The sequence below is a fragment of the Bradyrhizobium sp. KB893862 SZCCT0404 genome, from assembly GCF_018130885.1.
GTDB lineage: Bacteria > Pseudomonadota > Alphaproteobacteria > Rhizobiales > Xanthobacteraceae > Bradyrhizobium > Bradyrhizobium stylosanthis.
The window spans coordinates 119,430-137,222 of record NZ_JAFCLT010000011.1 but is presented as its reverse complement, the minus strand read 5'-3'; the positions used below and the strand labels follow the sequence as shown (position 1 = coordinate 137,222).

Below are 17,793 nucleotides of genomic sequence, written 5' to 3'. Positions count from 1 at the left end.
CTATCGCGGCGGCGCGGACAACGCGGCCCGCAGCATCGCGGCGAGATCCTTGCGCCGGAACGGCTTTGTCAGGATGCGGGCGGCGCCGACCCCGTCGGGCGTCTTGACCGGATTCTGGGTGTAGCCGGAGGTGAAGAGCACCTTGAGCCCGGGCCGCAATTGAACGGCCTGCCGCGCAAGCTCCGGCCCGAACATGCCGCCGGGCATCACGACGTCGGTGAACAGCAGATGGATGTCCCCGCGCTGGCGCAGCAGGTCCAGCGCCGCGGGACCGTTCGACCGCGCAAGCACGCGGTAGCCCAGCGCCTTCAACTCGCTCTCGACATAGGCCCGCACCATGTCGTCGTCCTCGACGACGAGAATGGTCTCGCTGCCCTCGGAGACGACGGTCTGCTCACTGGGAGCGGGCTCCTCGGCCGGAGCCGTCGCAAGGCGGGGAAAGAACAGCCTGACGACAGTGCCATGTCCCGGTTCGGACTGCATCTGCACGAGGCCGCCGGACTGGCGCACGAATCCGTAGACCATGCTGAGGCCGAGCCCGGTCCCCTTGCCGACCTCCTTGGTGGTGAAGAACGGCTCGAAGGCGCGGCCCGCCACCTCGGCGGTCATGCCGGTGCCGGTGTCGGTCACGGCCACCATGACATAGTCCCCCGGCCGCGACTCGCCGTTGACGTCGAGGTCGGTTTCGCCGAGCGAAATGTTGCGTGCCTCGACCGTCAGCTTGCCGCCGTCGGGCAGGGCGTCGCGCGCGTTGAGCACGAGGTTGAGCAGGGCCGTCGCCAGCTGGCCGGGATCGACGCTGGTCATCCAGAGATCCGCGTCGAGCGCGAAGGTGCATTCGATGTGCTCGCCCAGCGACCTGCGCAACAGCGGCTCCATGTCGAGCAGCTTGCCGGCAATGTCGATGTCGCGCGGCCTCAGGGGTTGCTTGCGCGCGAAGGCGAGCAGGCTGCGCGTCAGGTCGGAGCCGCGCTCGGCGGCGGTCGCGATGTCGCCGGCGATCCGGTGCAATTCCCTGTCGCCCGCCAGGCGATCGGCAAGATGCTCCGAATTGCCGAGAATGACGGTCAGGAGATTGTTGAAATCATGCGCCACGCCGCCGGTGAGCTGGCCCATGGCTTCCATCTTCTGCGATTGGCTGAGCTTCTGGCTGAGGTCGGCGATGTCGGCGCGCTGCTGCTGCAGTGACTCGGCGGTGTCGTTGAGCAGCGTCATCAGCCCGCCGAGCTCGCCACGCGGATGGGGCGCAGGAATGCGCGCGCTGAGATCGCCGCGCCCAAGCTTCTTCGCCATCGCAGCGAGCCGCCCGACCTGGCGTCCGACGCTCACGGTCGCAAGGATCCAGACGGCGGCCAGCAACAGCAGCGAGGCGACCGCGAGAATCGCCATGTCCTCGTAGAGCCGGCGGTTCGCCGCCGCGACGAGGCCGTCCTTGGATCGCCCGACCAGGATGTACAGGCCGGCATTGCGGGCCAGTAACGAGCGGGCCGCGACGGCCCAGACCTGCGTGCGGCCTTCGCGATCGGTCACCTCCTGAAACGCCTGCTGGTCCGGCGTCGCCGCGAAGCGCAGCAGCTCGGATCCCGCGATCGATCCGCCGACCGGCACGGTCCAGCCGCCCCCGGAGGGAGCGACCAAAACCGTGCCCTTGCTGTCGACGAGCAGGATGTCCTTCTCACCCAGCAGCCGCTTGTGGTGAAACTCCGCGAATTTGCGCAGGTTGAACGAGGCGAGCAGGATCAGCTTGAGCGCACCCGCCTCCGATCGCACCGGATAGGCGATCTGGAGCACCGATATCCCGGTCAGCCGGCCGAACACCGGCTCGAGCGCCACGCCGGGCGAGACCAGCGCCTGCTTGAAATAAGCGCGATCCCTGAGATCGAGGGTGCGGTTGGTCCGCAGCGAGTCGCAGAACAGGCTGCCGTCGGGATCGATGGTCAATATGCCGGTGAACTGCGGGTACTCTTCGCGCACGTCGGATAGAAAGGCCGAGCACGCCGCCTTGTCGCGCGTGTCGAGGTCGCGCGCGCGCGACAGGCCATAATGGAGCTGGGCGGTGCCTTGAATCTTCTCGTCGAGATCGCCTGCGATCTCGTCGGCCGCTGCCGTCAGATTGGCGAGCGCCGCGTTGATGTCGCTGCTCCGGTTTTGCACGAAGCGCACGCCGACGAGACCCGCCGGCACCAGCATGGCCGCGATGACGAGGATCAGTAGCCGGGTACGCAAGCTCATCGTTCGAATGGTCCAGTCCGGTCATCGCGTGTGCTGGTTCGAAGGTACAATTTGCGGCACCACCATCCGCTCCGTCCATAGCCATCCTGCGGAAAACGTCCTGATGGTGAAAGAATTCGTTGATGTTCCCGGATACCGTCAGCGGGCGGTCAACTTGCACGTGCGCGGGGCCGCGCGGGGCGCTAGGATCGAGCCCGCGTGCGACGAAGATCGCGCCTGAAAATGAGGAGGGAGCTGATGTCCATCTCGGGCAAGGTCGATCCGGTGGTTCGTCCCGTCGCGGCGACCGACATTGCCGAGGCGCTGGTCGAGGGCCTGCGCGATTTCCAGGCGCTGCCTCTCTATGGACTCTGCTTCGGCGCGCTCTATGCGGGCGGCGGCATTGCCATCATGCTCTGCCTCACCGCCTTCGGCATGGTCTATCTGGTCTATCCCCTGGCCGCCGGCTTCGCATTGATCGGGCCGTTCGTGGCGATCGGTCTCTACGAAGTCAGCCGCCGCCGCGAGCGCGGCGAGCCCGTTTCGTTCGGCGCGATCTGGTCCGCGATCCGCTCGCGCAGCGAGATCGGCTGGATGGCGTTCGTCACGCTGTTCGTGTTCGTGATCTGGATGTACCAGGTGCGCCTCTTGATCGCGCTGCTGCTCGGCCTGCACGCCTCGTTCTCGAGCCTGCAGGAGTTCATGACGGTGGTGCTGACGACCAACGAGGGCCTGCTGTTCCTCGCCATCGGCAATGCGGTCGGCGCGGCGCTGTCGCTGATTCTGTTCTCGCTCACCGTGGTGTCGTTTCCGCTGCTGCTCGACCGCGAGGTCGATTTCGTCACCGCGATGGTGACGAGCGTGCGTGCGGTGGTGACGAGCCCGCTGCCGATGATCGGGTGGGCCGCCGTCATCGTGATGCTGCTGATCGTCTCGGCGCTGCCGTATTTCCTGGGGCTGGTGGTGACGCTGCCGGTGCTGGGGCACGCGACGTGGCACCTCTATCGGCGGCTGGTGGTGCCGGTGTAGCGGTTGTTGATACCATCGAGGTCGTCGCCCCCGCGAAGGCGGGGGCCCATAACCCCAGGGAGAAATGTGAGGCCGACTGGCAGCCGCGAGTCTTCGCCAAACCGTTTCCTGTGGTTATGGGTCCCGGGCTCGCGCTTCGCGCGCCCCGGGACGACAGCAACCTACGGCGTCTTGATCCCCATCGCCTTCAGCGCGGCGAGCATCCGCTGCGGCGGGCCCATTTTCACGGACAGCGGCTTGCCGGTCTCGAGCACGCTCTTGAGGCTGGAGAGGATCGCCGGCCATCCCTGCCGTCCGCCTTCGAGGATGTCGTCGCTGAGCGGCCGGTCGTGGCCTTCGCTCATGGTGAGCCGGACCGCATCGCCGACCTGCTCGATCTCGTAGGTCACGAGCGTCGGTCCGAGCTTCTCGATCAGCTCCGGCCAGTTGACGTTGAAGGTGACGGAGAGCTTGCGCGGCGGATCGTAGGCGAGAACCTCGCCGCTGATGTGCAGCGCGCCGTCGGGCGTCCGCACGATGAACGCGCCGCCAAGGCGCGGTTCGACCGCCACGGCATTGCCGAAGAAATATTGCGTGCTGAACTCCGCGGAGGTCAGCGCCTCCCACACTTTCTGCGGCGTGGAAGCGATGTAGATGGTGTAGACCGTCAGCGGCTTGAACTGGTCGGGGGTCATTTTGCGTCGAATCCCTTGTTGAGGGCTGCGCGCGGAATGCCGAGCAGCTTGCCGGTCTCCAGCAGGCTCTTGAGCTGGGACAGGATCGCCGGCCAGCCGTTGGAGACGGCGCCGAGATATTTGCCGCCTTCGACGAAGCCGTCATGCAGCACGGTCAAACGCACGAGCGATCCGAATGGTTCGATGGTGAAGACGACGCGCGAGATCGGCTCGCCGCGCAGTTCCGCGAATTTGTGGTGCTTGAAGCTGTAGGACAGCAGCCGTGGCGGATCGGCCTGCAGGATCTCGCCGGAATCGGTGATCTCGCCGTCGAGCAGGAGGGCGAAGGGCGAGTCGATCTTCCAGTCCGACCTGACCTCGGCACCGAACCAGTATTGCTTCGTGAACTCGCTCGAGGTCAGGGCCTCCCACAGTTTTTCCGGAGTGGTCTCGATATAGCTCACATAGACGAATTGCGGCTTACTCATCGCGCTTCTCCAACTGACGTTTCAACTCCCCGAGCGCGGCGAGCTTGCCGCGCTCGAATTTCCTGATCCAGCGTTCGCCGATCTGATGGATCGGCACCGGGTTGAGGTAGTGCAGCTTCTCGCGGCCATGCCTGATGGTCGTGACCAGATTGGCCTCTTCGAGGATGACAAGGTGCTTCGTGACGGCCTGCCGCGTCATCGCAAGGCCCTCGCAAAGTTCGTTCAGTGTCTGGCCGTTCCTGGCGTGAAGCCTGTCCAAGAGCGAACGTCGTGACGCATCGGCGAGCGCTTTGAAGACCTCATCCATGGCGGCGATAATAGGCAACCGAATGGTTGCGTGTCAAGCGCGATGTCATTCCGGGGCGGCGCGTTAGCGTCGAACCATGGTGCGCAATTGCGCACCTGAGAATCTCGAGATTCCGGATAACCGCTGCGCGGTTTCCGGAATGACGGCTGGAGAAATCGTGTTTTGGCTGCGCGCCTTTGTCCGTGTTAGCGTTTCATCTCAGCCAACGCAGATTGGTTCCGGGGAGGACATTGATGTTCCGTTGCGTCCTGACTGCTGCAAGCCTCGTCCTTTTCGCCTGCAGCTCTCTCGTCCACGCGCAGAAGCAAACGATCGGCGCGCCGCCGGAAGCTTCCAACATGAAGCTGGTCGGCAGCAACGACCTCCAGGCGCGCAGCGCCTATCAGCCGACCATCCACCACCAGGGCGACCGCTGGATTGCCTATATCGGCCATCACGGCGGCACCGACGACGTGCCCGCTCCCGTCAATCCGATGACGGGGCAGGCGGAGCCGAACGGAACCTCGATCGTCGACGTCACCGATCCCGCACGTCCGAAATACCTGCGGCATCTGCCGGGACAGGAGGGCAAGTACGAATCGGGCGGTGCGCAGATGGTGCGGGTCTGCGACGGCAAGACGTTGCCGAAAGGCGATCCTGCTGCGGTCTACATGCTGCGCACCTTCGGCAGCGAGGCGCACGAGATCTGGAACGTCACTGATCCCGCCAGTCCCGTGCTCCTCACGCGTATCGCCGGCTTGAAGGACACGCACAAGAGCTGGTGGGAATGCGACACCGGCATCGCCTTCCTCGTTTCGGGCGCACCGGACTGGCGCACACGGCGCATGACGCAGATCTACGATCTCAGCGATCCCGCGCACCCGCAGAAGATCCGCGACTTCGGACTGCCGGGCCAGGAGCCGGGCTCGACCGGCGCGGTGCCGACCGAGCTGCACGGGCCGATCTCGACCGGCCCGAACGGCAACCGCGTCTATTTCGGCTACGGCACCAACAAGGGCGGCATCCTGCAGATCGTCGATCGCGAGAAGCTGCTGACCGGTCCGAAGGAGCCGACGCCGGACAATCTCCGTTTTCCCGAGATCGCGCGGATGCCGATGTCCGCCTTCAACGGCGCGCACACGACGTTCCCGATGCTCGACATGCCCGTTGCGGAGTTCGCCGAGGACAAGGACGGCAAGACCCGCGACATCGTCATGATCGTGGACGAGGCGATCCTGAACGAATGCGGCGAGGCCAGGCAGATGGTGTGGTTCGCCGACGTCACCACCGAGAACCGGCCGATGATGATCTCGAGCTACACCGTGCCGGAGGCGAGCGGACAGTTCTGCCAGCGCGGCGGCCGGTTCGGCTCGCATTCCTCGAACGAGAGCATGGCGCCGGTCTATTACAAGAAGATGGCCTTCATCGCCTTCTTCAACGCCGGGGTGCGCGCGCTCGACATCCGCGATCCCTATCACCCCAGGGAGGTCGGTTATTTCATCCCGTCGATCACGCAGGCGACCGACAAGCGCTGCATCCCGGTCGAGGGCGGCGAGCGTTGCAAGGTCGCGATCCAGACCAACAATGTCGAGACCGACGATCGCGGCTACATCTACATCGTCGACCGCGCCAATACCGGCCTACACATCCTCGAGCTGACCGGGCCGGCGCGCGCCGTGGCCGGCCTGCCGAAGAACTGACGATGCGGCGCGGGACGGCGATCGCGGCCCTGGTCATCGCGCTCGGTGCGTCCGGCGCGGCGGCCTATCAGCTTGCGGCGCCGCCGGCGCAACAGGTGGCGCATTGGCGGGAGATCGCCTGGCCGTTCCCGCGCGACGGTTGGCCCGCCGGGCGCGCCTTCCGCTGCGACGGCGCCTGCGCAGGGGCCGAGCTCTACGTCCGTGCCAAACGCGGTTTCTGCAATTGCGACCGCGGGGTCGCCGACGATGACGAGGTCGATCGCGTCGCCGATATCGATCTGATCAGTCCGCGCTTCGTGGCGATCGCACCGGGTGAGGAGGTGGGTATCGCCGAGCTGCGCGGCCGTGCGAGGCGCTACCATCTCGGCCATTCGGATGGCGCCGCGATCGGCATCGCTGTCTCGCGCCACTGCGATCTGTTCGTTGCTGCGGCACAGGGGCGTGGCGATGCAGGCACGGTGCAACCTGCGGCGCTGGCATTTTTGGAGACGCAGGAGATGAAGCGGTGGACGATGGCGGCCCTGGATGGGCGGTGAGGGCGGGGTGATGTCTCCATACCCTCTGCTGTCATACCCCGCCTGCGCGGGTGATGACGCCGGTGATTGAGGAGCCGCCATGCACTCACAGATGCCTTCCATCCCCGCCCATCCCATGCATTAATACCCCAACCCCTCCTCAGCCGAGTCCCCGCCCATGATGTCCATGCAAGCCTATTTCGCCTTCGTTGCCGCCTGCATTGCGCTGGCGCTGTTGCCGGGGCCGATCGTGACTCTCGTCATCGCCAACGGCCTGCGCTACGGCACGCGCTCGGCGCTGACCAACATTCTCGGCGTGCAGATGGGGCTTCTGATCGTGATCGGCATCCTCGCGGTCGGCCTGACCACGTTGATGGCGACGATGGGCTATTGGTTCAACTGGGTGCGCTTTGCGGGCGCGGCCTATCTGGTCTGGCTCGGCATCAAGCTGATCCGCTCTCCGGTCGAGGGCGTCGATGCCGACTCGCCGCCGCCACCGCCGCGCGGTGGCTTTCTCCTGCAAGGCTTCGTCGTGGCGTTGTCGAACCCGAAGCTGCTGGTGTTCTTCGGCGCGTTCATTCCGCAATTCATGGACATGAGCAAGGATCACCTGTCGCAGGTCCTGGTGCTCGGATTGACCTTCATGGTGCTTGCCGGCCTGACCGACGGAATCTACGCGCTGCTTGCCGGTCAGATCCGCGGCTTCTTCTCGGCGCGCCGCACCCGCATCGTATCGCGCGTGTCCGGCGGCTTCATGATCGGCGGCGGCATCTGGCTGGCGCTGATCCGGGCGAAATAACCTCCCTCGAAGCCGGTTCGGCTTGAACCTTTCGCGGCGGCAATGCGTCCAATCGGGCATTGCCGTTGACGAAGGATTTTTGCCGTGCCGAATTTACCGCCGCTGGTTTACGCGATGCTGCTTGCGCCGCTGGCGCTGATCCTGATTGCCGCCATCGTCAAGACCTGGCAGGCGCGCGAGGCGCGAAGCTGGCCGCAGGCCGCGGGCAAGGTGGTCACCTCGGTCGCGGAGGTACGCGAGGTCAAGGTATCCGACGACGAGCGCGAGGACGGCTATCGCACCGAGAGCCGCAACTTCGCCAACGTCACCTATGAATACACCGTGGCCGGCCGCAAGCTGCGCTGCAACCGCATCTCGATCGGCGAGGACCTCGGCAATTTCCAGGTGGCCGAGAAGCTCGCGAAATATCCGGCCGGAAGCATCGTCACCGTCTACTACAACCCCAGGCATCCCGATCAGGCCGTGCTGGAGCGTGACCTGCCCAAGGGGCTGTGGGGCTGTCTCGGCATCGGCTCGGCGATCGTGCTCGCCATCATCTTCGGCTCGGCCTTCGGCCTCAACCAGAGCTACCAATATCTCGCGCACCACATCGCCCGGCCGGACCTTGCGGGCCTCGTCGTCGGCTTCGCCGCGTTCGGCCTCGTCATCGGCCTGATGGCCTGGGCCGTGCAGCGGCAGGCGTCGATGGCGACGCGCTGGCCGGTCGTTGCCGGCACCATCAGGCTGTCGGGCATCGAGGAATATCACGAGGCCAGCGAACCGGGTGAGGCGCGCGGCATCGAGATGTTCGGCAAGCGCGTGACCTACACCTATCGCTATCAGAACATCGCTTACACCAATGAATGCGCGCGCGTCGCGACGCAATCGCCATCGGCTTCCGAGGAGCTGCTGAAGAAGCTGATGTCGCGCTACCAGGACGGCGCGACCGTCGACGTCCGCGTCAACCCCGACAATCCCGCGGAAGCGACGCTGGATGCTCGCGGCGACGGCCGCATGGCCTATGTGCTGTGGGGCATCGCCGCGATCTTCGCCGCGCTGGCGCTGTTCGTGGCAACGCGCGGCGGCTGACCTTCGCCTCTCCCCGCAAGCGGGGCGAGGGAGGGCACCGCCGATCTGGCCGCTACACCAACAGCTCCGCCTTCATCTCCACCTCGATCTCCGCGAAGATCCGCGCCAGCCGCTCGGCCCATTGCCGCTGGCCGGACTGGTCCACGATCAGGTCCTGGCGGATCTCGATGCCGGTGTTGACGAGGCCGCGGGCTTCGCCGTGCACGGGGATGGTGTAGTCGGTGAGGTCGCTCACCGCATAAGGCTCGTTGTCGCCGACGACGAGATCGCCTTCCTCGCGCAGATGTTTCAGCAAGAGCTGCGGCAGCACGGTGTCGCGGTTGTAGAGCGCCGCGATGTGCCAGGGCCGCGCGACGCCGGCATAGACGGGCGTGAAGCTGTGCAGCGACACCAGCACGGTCGGCCGCTTGTCGTGCAGGCGCTGGCCGATGGTCGCGTCGATGCGCTGATGATAGGGCTCGAAGATCTCGCGCCTGCGCGTCGCGCGCTCGGCGTCGGAGATCGCCTCATTGCCGGGGATCGCGGTTGCCTCTGAGATCACGGGGATCGAGCTTGCCGCCGCCGGTGGACGGTTGCAGTCGATCACGAGCCGTGAGTAGCGCTGTGCGATCAGATGCGCATCGAGCATCCCGGCGAGGCGCTCGGCGACGCCGGCAATGCCGATGTCCCAGCCGATGTGCCTGACAAGCTCGCTCTCGGGGATGCCGAGATCGCCGAGCGCACGCGGCAGGATGCGTCCGTAATGGTCCGATGTGAGCAGGAAAGGCGATGTGCCTGCTGCATTCACCTCATGCACTGGAGGAATGTCACCCTCGCCGAGCAGTTGATCTGCCGTCTCGGCTGTGTTGAAAGCCATCAAGATTGCCTATGGAAAAAGCAGTCGCCCCGGAAATTGGGCAAACAATCGCTAACACTGGGCCTGCCCAAAATCACCATGATCTCCCGACGATGCCGCTGCTGACGATTCACCACAAGACCGAATATCGATACAATCGGCCTGTGGCGTTCGGCGAGCACAGATTCATGCTGCGCCCGAGCGACGGCCATGATTTGCGCGTGCTCGACTCCAGGCTCAGGATCTCGCCGGAGCCGATGTCGCTGCGCTGGATCCACGACGTGTTCGGCAATTCGGTCGCCATCGCCGATTTCGACGCGCGTGCGGACAGGCTGGTGTTCGACTGGCACGTCACGGTCGCGCACAACCCGGTCGAGGATTTCGCGCTGACGCCGGATGACCCCGCGTTCTTCTATCCTTTCGTCTATGACGATGCGGAATTGCCCGATCTCGTCCAGTACATCACGCCGCAATATCCCGATCCCGACGGCAAGATCGCGGAATGGGTGCGCGGCTTTCTCGACGAGGGCACGCCGTCGCCGACGTTTGAGATCCTCAGCCAGATCACGCACGCCATTCGGGACAAGTTCGACTATCGCAGGCGCCATGCGCCGGGCACGCAGTCCCCTGGCGACACGTTGCATCTGGGCACCGGCACCTGCCGCGACTATGCGCTGTTCATGATCGAGGCGCTGCGCCGTCTCGGCATCGCCGCGCGCTTCGTCTCGGGCTATCTCTTCGTGCCCGAGGACGTCGCTCAACATCATGTCGGCGGCGGCTCGACCCATGCCTGGGTGCAGGTCTATTTGCCGAGCGCCGGCTGGATCGAGTTCGATCCGACCAACGGCATCGTCGGCACCCGCGACCTCATCCGCGTCGCCGTCGCCCGCGACCCGCGCCAGGCGATCCCGCTGCACGGCGTCTATATCGGCACCCAGGATGCGTTCGATGTGATGGAAGTGAGCATCAAGGTGGTCTCGGACGAAGAGCGCAGCGGCGCGGAGCTGGAAGCGGCTTTGTAGGGGACGACAGCGAGTATGCGGCTCTGTTGCTCCGAACGATTGCCAGCTATAGACCCCCCATGACCCCCGATCGTCTCTTCGTCTACGGCACCCTGATGCGCGGCTTCGACCATCCGATGGCGCGGCTGCTTGCAGGCCATGCGGATTTCCTGGGCGAGGCGACCTGCCGCGGCCGGCTCGTGCTGGTGAAGCACTATCCGGGATTGCTGCTGTCGGATGCGCCGACCGACCTCGTCCATGGCGAGCTGTTTCATCTGCGCGTGCCCGACGAGCTGCTGGCCGAGCTCGATATGTACGAGGCCTGCGGCGAAGGCTTTCCGGAGCCGACGGAATATCTGCGCCAGCTGATCGACGTGACGTTGCCTGACGGCACCACGCAGAAGGCGTGGACCTACGTCTACAACTGGCCGGTGACGGATCTGCCGAGCATCGAGTCCGGGCGTTTTCTCGACCACTAGGCCGACAGCACTTCCTTCACCACGCGCACGTCGACCTCGTGCTCGACATAGCTCCATTCCTCGGTCTGCCTGAGCATCCCCACCAGCTCCTCGAACAGCGAGGCGTGCTCGGGGGCGAATTCGAACCAGGTCAGGAAGTCGAAGGGCTCGCCGAGGTCGCGGCAGTGATAGAGCTGCCGCGCGATGGCGGGCAGGAAGCGCAGGCTGCCCGCGATGTGGTGCGACTTGTCCTCGAAGATCTTGCGCCGCTCTTCCTGCGTCAGGTCCCACCAGGCCTGCGATTTGCGGATCGGGATCAGCGCCGCGCTGGTGGCCTCCATCCGGCCGAGCCCGGCCTGCACGGCGACGAGTTGCTCCTTCTCGGGCCGTTCGGTGTAGCGCAGGCTGCTGGCGACGCCGACCAGCCGCCAGGCATTGCGCGAGGGCACCAGCGGCAGCGAGATGGCCTCACTGTCGGTGACCGACAGCGCCGGCATGAAGGGCAGGGACTCGCCCGTCACCGCTGAAATCGAGGTGACGCGCCAGCCCCCGCTATGGCCGCCTCGAAAGGTCCTGAACATGGGCCTATGGAAGCTCGGAACCGGGCGGGGTTCAAGCTTTTCCCGTCATTCCGGGGACTGCTCGTCCCGTCATCCCCGCGCAAAGGCGTAGCCTTTGTCGCTGGAGGTACTCACACTGCAAGGCAGTGTGAGCCTCGAAGGATGGACGGCCGAGATGCAGCCGGGCCGTCGCCCTTCCAGGCTCGCCAAAGAGGCGAGCACCCCGAGCGACAACGGCTTTGCCGTTGCGCGGAGGGTAACGGTGAAAAATGATGACCCAGGGCGGCAGAAGAGGCCCTGTGCATAGGTCGAATAACCCGGATAACCCGCTCAAACCTGGCCTTTGGCCAGTCCGCACCTATATCCCTGATCCTTCGCCCGACTCACCCGGTTTCGCGCTAGACACAGCCCATGCGCTTCACGCCCCAGTTCCTCGACGAGCTTCGTGCCCGGCTTTCGGTTTCCGAGGTCGTGGGCAAGCGCGTCAAGCTGAAGAAGGCGGGGCGGGAGTGGAAGGGGCTGTCGCCGTTCCAGCAGGAGAAGACGCCGTCCTTCTACGTCAACGACCAGAAGGGCTTTTACCACGACTTCTCCTCCGGCAAGCACGGCGACATCATCACCTTCGTGATGGAGACCGACGGCCTGCCGTTCGCCGAGGCCGTCGAGCGGCTGGCGGGCATGGCGGGCCTGCCGCTGCCGGCGGTGACGCCCGATGCGGCGCGGCAGGAGCAGCGGCGGCGCTCGCTGCACGACGTCATGGATCTCGCGGCAAAATTCTTCGCCGAAACGCTGGCCTCGCGCGTCGGCGCCAAGGCGCGCGGCTATCTTGCCGACCGCGCCATCTCGCCGGCGACGCAGCTGCAGTTCCGCCTCGGCTATGCCTCGCCCGATCGCTTCGCGCTGAAGGAGCATCTCGGCAAGCTCGGCATCTCTGTCGACGACATGATCGAGACCGGCCTGCTGGTCGCGGGCAACGACATTCCCGTTCCCTACGACCGCTTCCGCGATCGCGTGATGTTTCCGATCACCGATCTGCGCGGCCGCGTCATCGCCTTCGGCGGGCGCGCGCTGGAGAAGGATGTTCCCGCAAAATACCTGAATTCGCCGGAGACGCCGCTCTTCCACAAGGGCGACAATCTCTACAACCACCAGACCGCGCGCAAAGCCACCCATGACGGCGGCGCGCTGATCGTGGTCGAAGGCTATGTCGACGTCATCGCCATGGTCACCGCGGGCTTTTCGGGCGCCGTCGCGCCGCTCGGCACCGCGCTCACCGAAAGCCAGCTCGCGCTGCTCTGGAAGATGGCGGACGAGCCGATCCTCTGTTTCGACGGCGACCGCGCCGGACAGAAGGCGGCGTTTCGTGCCGCCGATCTCGCGCTGCCCTTCCTCGCGCCCGGAAAGAGTCTTCGCTTTGCGCTGCTGCCGGAAGGGCAGGACCCCGACGATCTCGTCCGCTCGGGCGGGCGCGGTGCGATCGAGGAGGTGATTACGGCGGCCCGTCCGCTCGCCGACATGATCTGGTCGCGCGAGCTCGAAGGCGGCAATTTCGCCACGCCCGAGCGCCGCGCCGCGCTGGAGGCGCGCATCAAAGATCTCACCAACGGCATCCGCGACGAGGTGGTGCGGCGCTACTACCGCGACGAGTTCATCGAGCGGCTGCAGCGCGCCTTCGCCCCCGACGGCGGGCGCGGCGGCTTTGGCGGGCGCGGCAATTTCCGTCCCGGCGGCGGCGGCCGGCCGTTCCAGCCGAGGGCAGGGGGAAGCGCGAATCGATTCGGTGGCCAGGGATTCGGGGGAGGATTTGGCGGCGGCCGACGTGGCCAGCCCGGTCCGACCCTGCTTCCGTCCGGCCCGTACCAGGCGGCGAGCCCCCAGCTCGCGGCAAGCCCGATCATGAAGGGCCAGCGCAGCGCCATCTCCCGCCGGGAAGCCCTGATCCTGCAATGCCTGATCAACCACCCCTGGCTGCTGCACGACCATCTCGAGGAGGTGGCCGCCCTGGAGCTGGCCCATCCCGAGGCCCACAAGCTCCGCGCCGGGATCATCGCCGCCTTCGCCAACGACCACCACCACTCTCCGGACCCCGGGGAGCTTGCCGAGAAGATGCGCAGCGACCTCGAGAAGGGCGGATTTTCGCAAGTTCTTCAAAGGGTTGAGGGAGGAATCACCACCGCGGCTGTGTGGGGCGCCCGCGAGGGCGCGGCGCGGGACGACGTTCTTGCCACCTGGCATCAGCTGGTTGCCTTGCATCGGCAATACCATTCACTACTTAGGGAGTTGAAGGACGCCGAGCTGGCCTTGGGGGAGGACCCCAGCGAGGCCAATTTGGCGTGGCTGCGTGACGTCAAGGCTCGGATAGCCGAGGTCGATGGTACCGAGGCCCTGATCGAGGGTTTTGGCGAGCTGTCGGGCCGGTTCCAGAAGAGCGTGTGATGAAAGAATCATGCGGACGGCCGGGGCCGGAACCGCTAAAAGACTCGCCAAATCCAAGGTTTGGCGGCAAAAACAGGGTTAATCGAGGCTTAACGGTCTTGTAGCACTTTGGCCACCAGGCGGCCGCAGGCAGAACAGACGCGTCAGGAATGAATCCGCGCAATCGCTGTTGGCACTACACCTGCATCCGCTGCGACAAAGAGGCTCACGAAGCGTTAGGCAATTCCGGCGAGAGAGAGTTGGGGGTGGCGAGAGAGATGTGCGCCGCCCTTTCCGTGTCGAGAGCTGCCGAAGCGAGAGCGTCGAGCAACAGGTTCAAGTGAATTCACGCGGGCGCGGCGATCGTCACGCATGAAGCGCGTTTAGGAGCAATGGATGGCCACCAAGGCAAAGACGCTGCAGGCGAAGGACAAGGAAAAAGACGACAAGGCAGCGGACGCGCCGGAGAAGGACTCCCAGGACGCGCCGTCTCCCTTGCTCGATCTGTCCGACGCGGCAGTGAAGAAGATGATCAAGCAGGCCAAGAAGCGCGGCTTCGTGACCTTCGATCAGCTCAATGAAGTCTTGCCGTCGGACCAGACCTCGCCCGAACAGATCGAGGACATCATGTCGATGCTCTCGGACATGGGCATCAACGTCACCGAAGCCGACGATAGCGAAGGCGAGGAAGAGAAGGACGAGGGCGAGGACGAGACCGATAACGAGCTCGTCGAGGTCACCCAGAAGGCCGTCACCGAGGTCAAGAAGAGCGAGCCGGGCGAGCGCACCGACGACCCCGTGCGCATGTATCTGCGCGAGATGGGCACGGTCGAGCTGCTCTCCCGCGAAGGCGAAATCGCGATCGCCAAGCGCATCGAGGCCGGCCGCGAGGCGATGATCGCAGGGCTGTGCGAAAGCCCGTTGACCTTCCAGGCCATCATCATCTGGCGCGACGAGCTCAACGAAGGCAAGATCTTCCTCCGCGACATCATTGATCTCGAAGCGACCTATGCCGGTCCCGACGCCAAGGGCGGCATGAACAATGCGATGATCGCAGGCCCCAACGGCGAGAACGGCGAAGCGCCGGCCGAGGGCCAGGCCGCAGCGACCGGTGCGCCCGCGCATGTCGCGCCGCCGGCAGCGCCTCCGTCGCCGACCCCGTTCCGCGCCGCGCAGCCCGCCCCCGGCGGTCAGGGTGGCGAGGAGAAGGATCCGGGCGAAGCCGCCGCCGAAGCCGACATGGACGAGGACGACGAGTTCGAGAACCAGATGTCGCTCGCGGCCATCGAGGCCGAGCTCAAGCCGAAGGTCGTCGAGATCTTCGACAAGATCGCCGAGAGCTACAAGAAGCTGCGCAAGCTCCAGGAGCAGGACATCCAGAACCAGCTCGAGAGCACCTCGCACGGGCCCTCGCTGTCGCCGCACCAGGAGCGCAAGTACCGCAAGCTCAAGGACGAGATCATCGTCGAGGTGAAGTCGCTGCGCTTGAACCAGGCGCGTATCGACTCGCTCGTCGAGCAGCTCTACGACATCAACAAGCGCCTCGTCTCGCATGAGGGCCGCCTGATGCGCCTCGCCGACAGCCATGGCGTCGCGCGCGAAGACTTCCTGCGCAACTACACCGGCTCGGAGCTCGATCCGCGCTGGCTCAACCGTGTCTCGAAGCTGTCGGCCAAGGGCTGGAAGAACTTCGTCCACCACGAGAAGGATCGCATCAAGGACCTCCGTCACGAGGTGCATCAGCTCGCCGCGCTGACCGGCCTCGAGATCATCGAGTTCCGCAAGATCGTGCACTCCGTGCAGAAGGGCGAGCGCGAAGCCCGCCAGGCCAAGAAGGAGATGGTGGAAGCCAACCTCCGTCTCGTGATCTCGATCGCCAAGAAGTACACCAACCGCGGCCTGCAGTTCCTCGACCTGATCCAGGAAGGCAATATCGGCCTGATGAAGGCCGTCGATAAATTCGAGTACCGCCGCGGCTACAAGTTCTCGACCTACGCCACGTGGTGGATCCGGCAGGCGATCACCCGCAGCATTGCGGACCAAGCCCGCACCATCCGCATCCCCGTGCACATGATCGAGACGATCAACAAGATCGTGCGCACGTCCCGCCAGATGCTCAACGAGATCGGCCGCGAGCCGACCCCGGAAGAGCTCGCCGAAAAGCTCGGCATGCCGCTCGAGAAGGTCCGCAAGGTCCTCAAGATCGCCAAGGAGCCGCTCTCGCTCGAAACGCCCGTCGGTGACGAAGAGGATTCACACCTCGGCGATTTCATCGAGGACAAGAACGCGATCCTCCCGATCGACGCCGCGATCCAGTCGAACCTGCGCGAGACCACCACGCGCGTGCTCGCCTCGCTCACCCCGCGCGAAGAACGCGTCCTGCGCATGCGCTTCGGCATCGGCATGAACACCGACCACACGCTGGAAGAAGTCGGCCAGCAGTTCAGCGTGACGCGCGAGCGTATCCGCCAGATCGAAGCGAAGGCGCTGCGCAAGCTGAAGCATCCGTCGCGGTCGCGGAAGCTGCGGAGCTTCCTGGATAACTGATCCGGATTGTCATGCTCGGGCTCGACCCGGGCATCCATCCAAACGAAAACGGCGGGCCGAAAAGCCCGCCGTTTTTGTTTGTTCTGGCGCCGGGATATGTTCGGGGCGATAGTAAGCCACACAGTACCGGCTGCCGTTGTTTGCACGTTCAGCGTTCGTGACGCTTTCCGCTTCGTTTCCCAACCCGTCAGGCTATGCCGACACCCCACCTCAGCGTCTGGTACAACACCCGCTGCCCCGTCTGCGACGCCGGCATCGACTGGCAGCGCAACAAGCTGCTGGCGCTGGTGCGTGCGGGCACGGTGGAGTTCAAAGACATCAACGAGCAGCCTGATGCACTCGCGCACTTCGGCGCTTCGCTCGACGACATCAGGCGGCGTCTGCATGCGACTGATGAGGCGGGCCGTCTTGTCGTCGGCGCGGATGTCGCGATTGTGCTGTGGAGGTTGACGCCGGGGGAGGGGTGGCTTGCTTCGCTGTTCGGCAATCGCGTGGCGCTGCCGGTCACGCGGTTTGTGTATGACCGTTTTGCCGATCTGCTGTTTGCCTGGAATAAATGGTGCGGGCGCTGGTGAGCGCCTGCCGACGATCGCCTACTTCTTCTTCACCCCGACCCGCTCGATCCGCTTGATCTCCAGCGGCGGGCGTCCGCTCTTCTCCGCGATCTCCCGGTCCTGCTCCATGATGAAGTTGCGGGCGGGTTCGTCGCCGTCGAGGCCGCCGAGGAGCTCGGAGGGCACGCGGCGGTTGGAGCGCTGGGAGTCGTCCTCGTAGACGACGTTGAAGAAGGCGAATTCGCCTTTGGGGTTGGTTCCGGGTTTCTTAGCCATGGCGGCTTGTCGTCGATCAGGGCGCGGCAGTCAAATGACTTTGCGGGTGCGCAACGCCGATGGCCGCGGAATTCACCGCGCAACCGATCGAAAAGCCTGCTTTGGGGATGGAAGCGGCCGGCGCTTCAGGTCCGGTGCGGACCCTCAATAAACGGCGGGCCGCAAAGCCCGCCGTCTATTTTTGGTCTTCAGCGTCGCCCGGGGCTGGCGGGGCGACAACCTAAAATAGAAGACTATAGATTGCGTCATGCGGTGGCAAGATAAATCGTGGCGACGCTGGTGTCGCAGCAAGCGCATCAGATATGCGGTTGATCCCGACGTCGAGTTCCCGCGTGCATCGAAACAATTGTTTGGATCGTCAAATCACTTTGTTCATCTTGACCGTCCTTGCAATGCAG

At 65.0% G+C, this 17,793-nt stretch carries 17 protein-coding genes; 10 read left to right on the top strand and 7 right to left on the bottom strand.

Going from position 1 to position 17,793, the window contains the following annotated elements:
• Nucleotides 1-2,232, bottom strand: a complete 2,232-nt coding sequence (locus tag JQ617_RS33710; protein ID WP_212030135.1) for an ATP-binding protein — start codon at nucleotides 2,230-2,232, stop codon at nucleotides 1-3.
• Between the two features lie 237 nt (nucleotides 2,233-2,469).
• Between JQ617_RS33710 and JQ617_RS33705 the strand changes: the two genes are divergently transcribed.
• Nucleotides 2,470-3,240, top strand: coding sequence for a DUF2189 domain-containing protein (locus JQ617_RS33705; protein WP_212030134.1), 771 nt, complete (start codon nucleotides 2,470-2,472; stop codon nucleotides 3,238-3,240).
• Between the two features lie 161 nt (nucleotides 3,241-3,401).
• On the opposite strand, the gene JQ617_RS33700 is transcribed toward JQ617_RS33705, so the two are convergent.
• From JQ617_RS33700 to JQ617_RS33690, 3 genes are read right to left on the bottom strand one after another with little or no spacing between them, the layout of a single operon-like run.
• On the bottom strand, nucleotides 3,402-3,914 hold the full coding sequence (locus JQ617_RS33700; RefSeq protein ID WP_212030133.1) for an SRPBCC family protein: 513 nt from the start codon (nucleotides 3,912-3,914) through the stop codon (nucleotides 3,402-3,404).
• Nucleotides 3,911-4,381 carry an SRPBCC family protein gene (locus JQ617_RS33695; RefSeq protein ID WP_212030132.1) on the bottom strand — a complete coding sequence of 157 codons (471 nt, stop codon included), beginning with the start codon at nucleotides 4,379-4,381 and terminating at the stop codon, nucleotides 3,911-3,913. The genes JQ617_RS33700 and JQ617_RS33695 overlap by 4 nt, the downstream gene beginning before the upstream one ends.
• On the bottom strand, nucleotides 4,374-4,688 hold the full coding sequence (locus tag JQ617_RS33690) for an ArsR/SmtB family transcription factor (protein ID WP_063687468.1): 315 nt from the start codon (nucleotides 4,686-4,688) through the stop codon (nucleotides 4,374-4,376). The genes JQ617_RS33695 and JQ617_RS33690 overlap by 8 nt, the downstream gene beginning before the upstream one ends.
• A 233-nt stretch (nucleotides 4,689-4,921) precedes the next feature.
• Here JQ617_RS33690 and JQ617_RS33685 point away from each other — a divergent pair, with 233 nt between their 5' ends.
• From JQ617_RS33685 to JQ617_RS33670, 4 genes are all read left to right on the top strand, one after another.
• Nucleotides 4,922-6,367 carry an LVIVD repeat-containing protein gene (locus JQ617_RS33685; protein ID WP_212030131.1) on the top strand — a complete coding sequence of 482 codons (1,446 nt, stop codon included), beginning with the start codon at nucleotides 4,922-4,924 and terminating at the stop codon, nucleotides 6,365-6,367.
• 2 nt (nucleotides 6,368-6,369) lie between these two features.
• The gene (locus JQ617_RS33680) at nucleotides 6,370-6,903 is read left to right on the top strand and encodes a hypothetical protein (protein WP_212030130.1); all 534 of its coding nucleotides are present in this window, start codon (nucleotides 6,370-6,372) and stop codon (nucleotides 6,901-6,903) included.
• Between the two features lie 160 nt (nucleotides 6,904-7,063).
• Nucleotides 7,064-7,681, top strand: a complete 618-nt coding sequence (locus JQ617_RS33675; protein WP_145669662.1) for a LysE family translocator — start codon at nucleotides 7,064-7,066, stop codon at nucleotides 7,679-7,681.
• 84 nt (nucleotides 7,682-7,765) lie between these two features.
• On the top strand, nucleotides 7,766-8,749 hold the full coding sequence (locus JQ617_RS33670; protein ID WP_212030129.1) for a DUF3592 domain-containing protein: 984 nt from the start codon (nucleotides 7,766-7,768) through the stop codon (nucleotides 8,747-8,749).
• 52 nt (nucleotides 8,750-8,801) lie between these two features.
• Here JQ617_RS33670 and JQ617_RS33665 read toward each other — a convergent pair whose 3' ends face one another.
• On the bottom strand, nucleotides 8,802-9,605 hold the full coding sequence (locus JQ617_RS33665; protein WP_212030128.1) for an N-formylglutamate amidohydrolase: 804 nt from the start codon (nucleotides 9,603-9,605) through the stop codon (nucleotides 8,802-8,804).
• 92 nt (nucleotides 9,606-9,697) lie between these two features.
• Between JQ617_RS33665 and JQ617_RS33660 the strand changes: the two genes are divergently transcribed.
• Entirely contained in the window at nucleotides 9,698-10,606 is a 909-nt protein-coding gene (locus tag JQ617_RS33660; protein ID WP_212030127.1) for a transglutaminase family protein, read from the top strand.
• 59 nt (nucleotides 10,607-10,665) lie between these two features.
• A complete protein-coding gene (locus tag JQ617_RS33655; protein ID WP_212030126.1) occupies nucleotides 10,666-11,064 on the top strand; it encodes a gamma-glutamylcyclotransferase family protein in 399 nt (132 codons plus the stop codon).
• Here the strand turns inward: JQ617_RS33655 and JQ617_RS33650 are convergent.
• Nucleotides 11,061-11,624 (bottom strand): chlorite dismutase family protein, encoded by a 564-nt coding sequence (locus JQ617_RS33650; protein WP_212030125.1) that lies wholly within the window; start codon nucleotides 11,622-11,624, stop codon nucleotides 11,061-11,063. The genes JQ617_RS33655 and JQ617_RS33650 overlap by 4 nt on opposite strands.
• 390 nt (nucleotides 11,625-12,014) lie before the next feature.
• Between JQ617_RS33650 and dnaG the strand changes: the two genes are divergently transcribed.
• From dnaG to JQ617_RS33635, 3 genes are all read left to right on the top strand, one after another.
• Nucleotides 12,015-14,039, top strand: a complete 2,025-nt coding sequence (gene dnaG / locus JQ617_RS33645) for a DNA primase (RefSeq protein ID WP_212030124.1) — start codon at nucleotides 12,015-12,017, stop codon at nucleotides 14,037-14,039.
• Between the two features lie 375 nt (nucleotides 14,040-14,414).
• Nucleotides 14,415-16,565, top strand: coding sequence for an RNA polymerase sigma factor RpoD (gene rpoD, locus JQ617_RS33640; protein ID WP_212030123.1), 2,151 nt, complete (start codon nucleotides 14,415-14,417; stop codon nucleotides 16,563-16,565).
• A 194-nt stretch (nucleotides 16,566-16,759) separates the two neighbouring features.
• A complete protein-coding gene (locus JQ617_RS33635) occupies nucleotides 16,760-17,140 on the top strand; it encodes a thiol-disulfide oxidoreductase DCC family protein (RefSeq protein WP_212030122.1) in 381 nt (126 codons plus the stop codon).
• Between the two features lie 18 nt (nucleotides 17,141-17,158).
• On the opposite strand, the gene JQ617_RS33630 is transcribed toward JQ617_RS33635, so the two are convergent.
• On the bottom strand, nucleotides 17,159-17,395 hold the full coding sequence (locus tag JQ617_RS33630; protein WP_063687493.1) for a hypothetical protein: 237 nt from the start codon (nucleotides 17,393-17,395) through the stop codon (nucleotides 17,159-17,161).
• Between the last annotated feature and the right edge of the window lie 398 nt (nucleotides 17,396-17,793).

Excerpts from the sequence above, each read along its gene's own strand:
- JQ617_RS33660 (WP_212030127.1), top strand. The coding sequence starts at position 9,698 with ATGCCGCTGCTGACGATTCACCACAAGACCGAATATCGATACAATCGG.
- JQ617_RS33690 (WP_063687468.1), bottom strand. The coding sequence starts at position 4,688 with ATGGATGAGGTCTTCAAAGCGCTCGCCGATGCGTCACGACGTTCGCTC.
- JQ617_RS33710 (WP_212030135.1), bottom strand. The coding sequence starts at position 2,232 with ATGAGCTTGCGTACCCGGCTACTGATCCTCGTCATCGCGGCCATGCTG.
- rpoD (WP_212030123.1), top strand. The coding sequence starts at position 14,415 with ATGGCCACCAAGGCAAAGACGCTGCAGGCGAAGGACAAGGAAAAAGAC.
- JQ617_RS33655 (WP_212030126.1), top strand. The coding sequence starts at position 10,666 with ATGACCCCCGATCGTCTCTTCGTCTACGGCACCCTGATGCGCGGCTTC.
- JQ617_RS33705 (WP_212030134.1), top strand. The coding sequence starts at position 2,470 with ATGTCCATCTCGGGCAAGGTCGATCCGGTGGTTCGTCCCGTCGCGGCG.
- JQ617_RS33700 (WP_212030133.1), bottom strand. The coding sequence starts at position 3,914 with ATGACCCCCGACCAGTTCAAGCCGCTGACGGTCTACACCATCTACATC.
- dnaG (WP_212030124.1), top strand. The coding sequence starts at position 12,015 with ATGCGCTTCACGCCCCAGTTCCTCGACGAGCTTCGTGCCCGGCTTTCG.
- JQ617_RS33650 (WP_212030125.1), bottom strand. The coding sequence starts at position 11,624 with ATGTTCAGGACCTTTCGAGGCGGCCATAGCGGGGGCTGGCGCGTCACC.
- JQ617_RS33675 (WP_145669662.1), top strand. The coding sequence starts at position 7,064 with ATGTCCATGCAAGCCTATTTCGCCTTCGTTGCCGCCTGCATTGCGCTG.
- JQ617_RS33695 (WP_212030132.1), bottom strand. The coding sequence starts at position 4,381 with ATGAGTAAGCCGCAATTCGTCTATGTGAGCTATATCGAGACCACTCCG.
- JQ617_RS33630 (WP_063687493.1), bottom strand. The coding sequence starts at position 17,395 with ATGGCTAAGAAACCCGGAACCAACCCCAAAGGCGAATTCGCCTTCTTC.
- JQ617_RS33665 (WP_212030128.1), bottom strand. The coding sequence starts at position 9,605 with ATGGCTTTCAACACAGCCGAGACGGCAGATCAACTGCTCGGCGAGGGT.
- JQ617_RS33685 (WP_212030131.1), top strand. The coding sequence starts at position 4,922 with ATGTTCCGTTGCGTCCTGACTGCTGCAAGCCTCGTCCTTTTCGCCTGC.
- JQ617_RS33635 (WP_212030122.1), top strand. The coding sequence starts at position 16,760 with ATGCCGACACCCCACCTCAGCGTCTGGTACAACACCCGCTGCCCCGTC.
- JQ617_RS33680 (WP_212030130.1), top strand. The coding sequence starts at position 6,370 with ATGCGGCGCGGGACGGCGATCGCGGCCCTGGTCATCGCGCTCGGTGCG.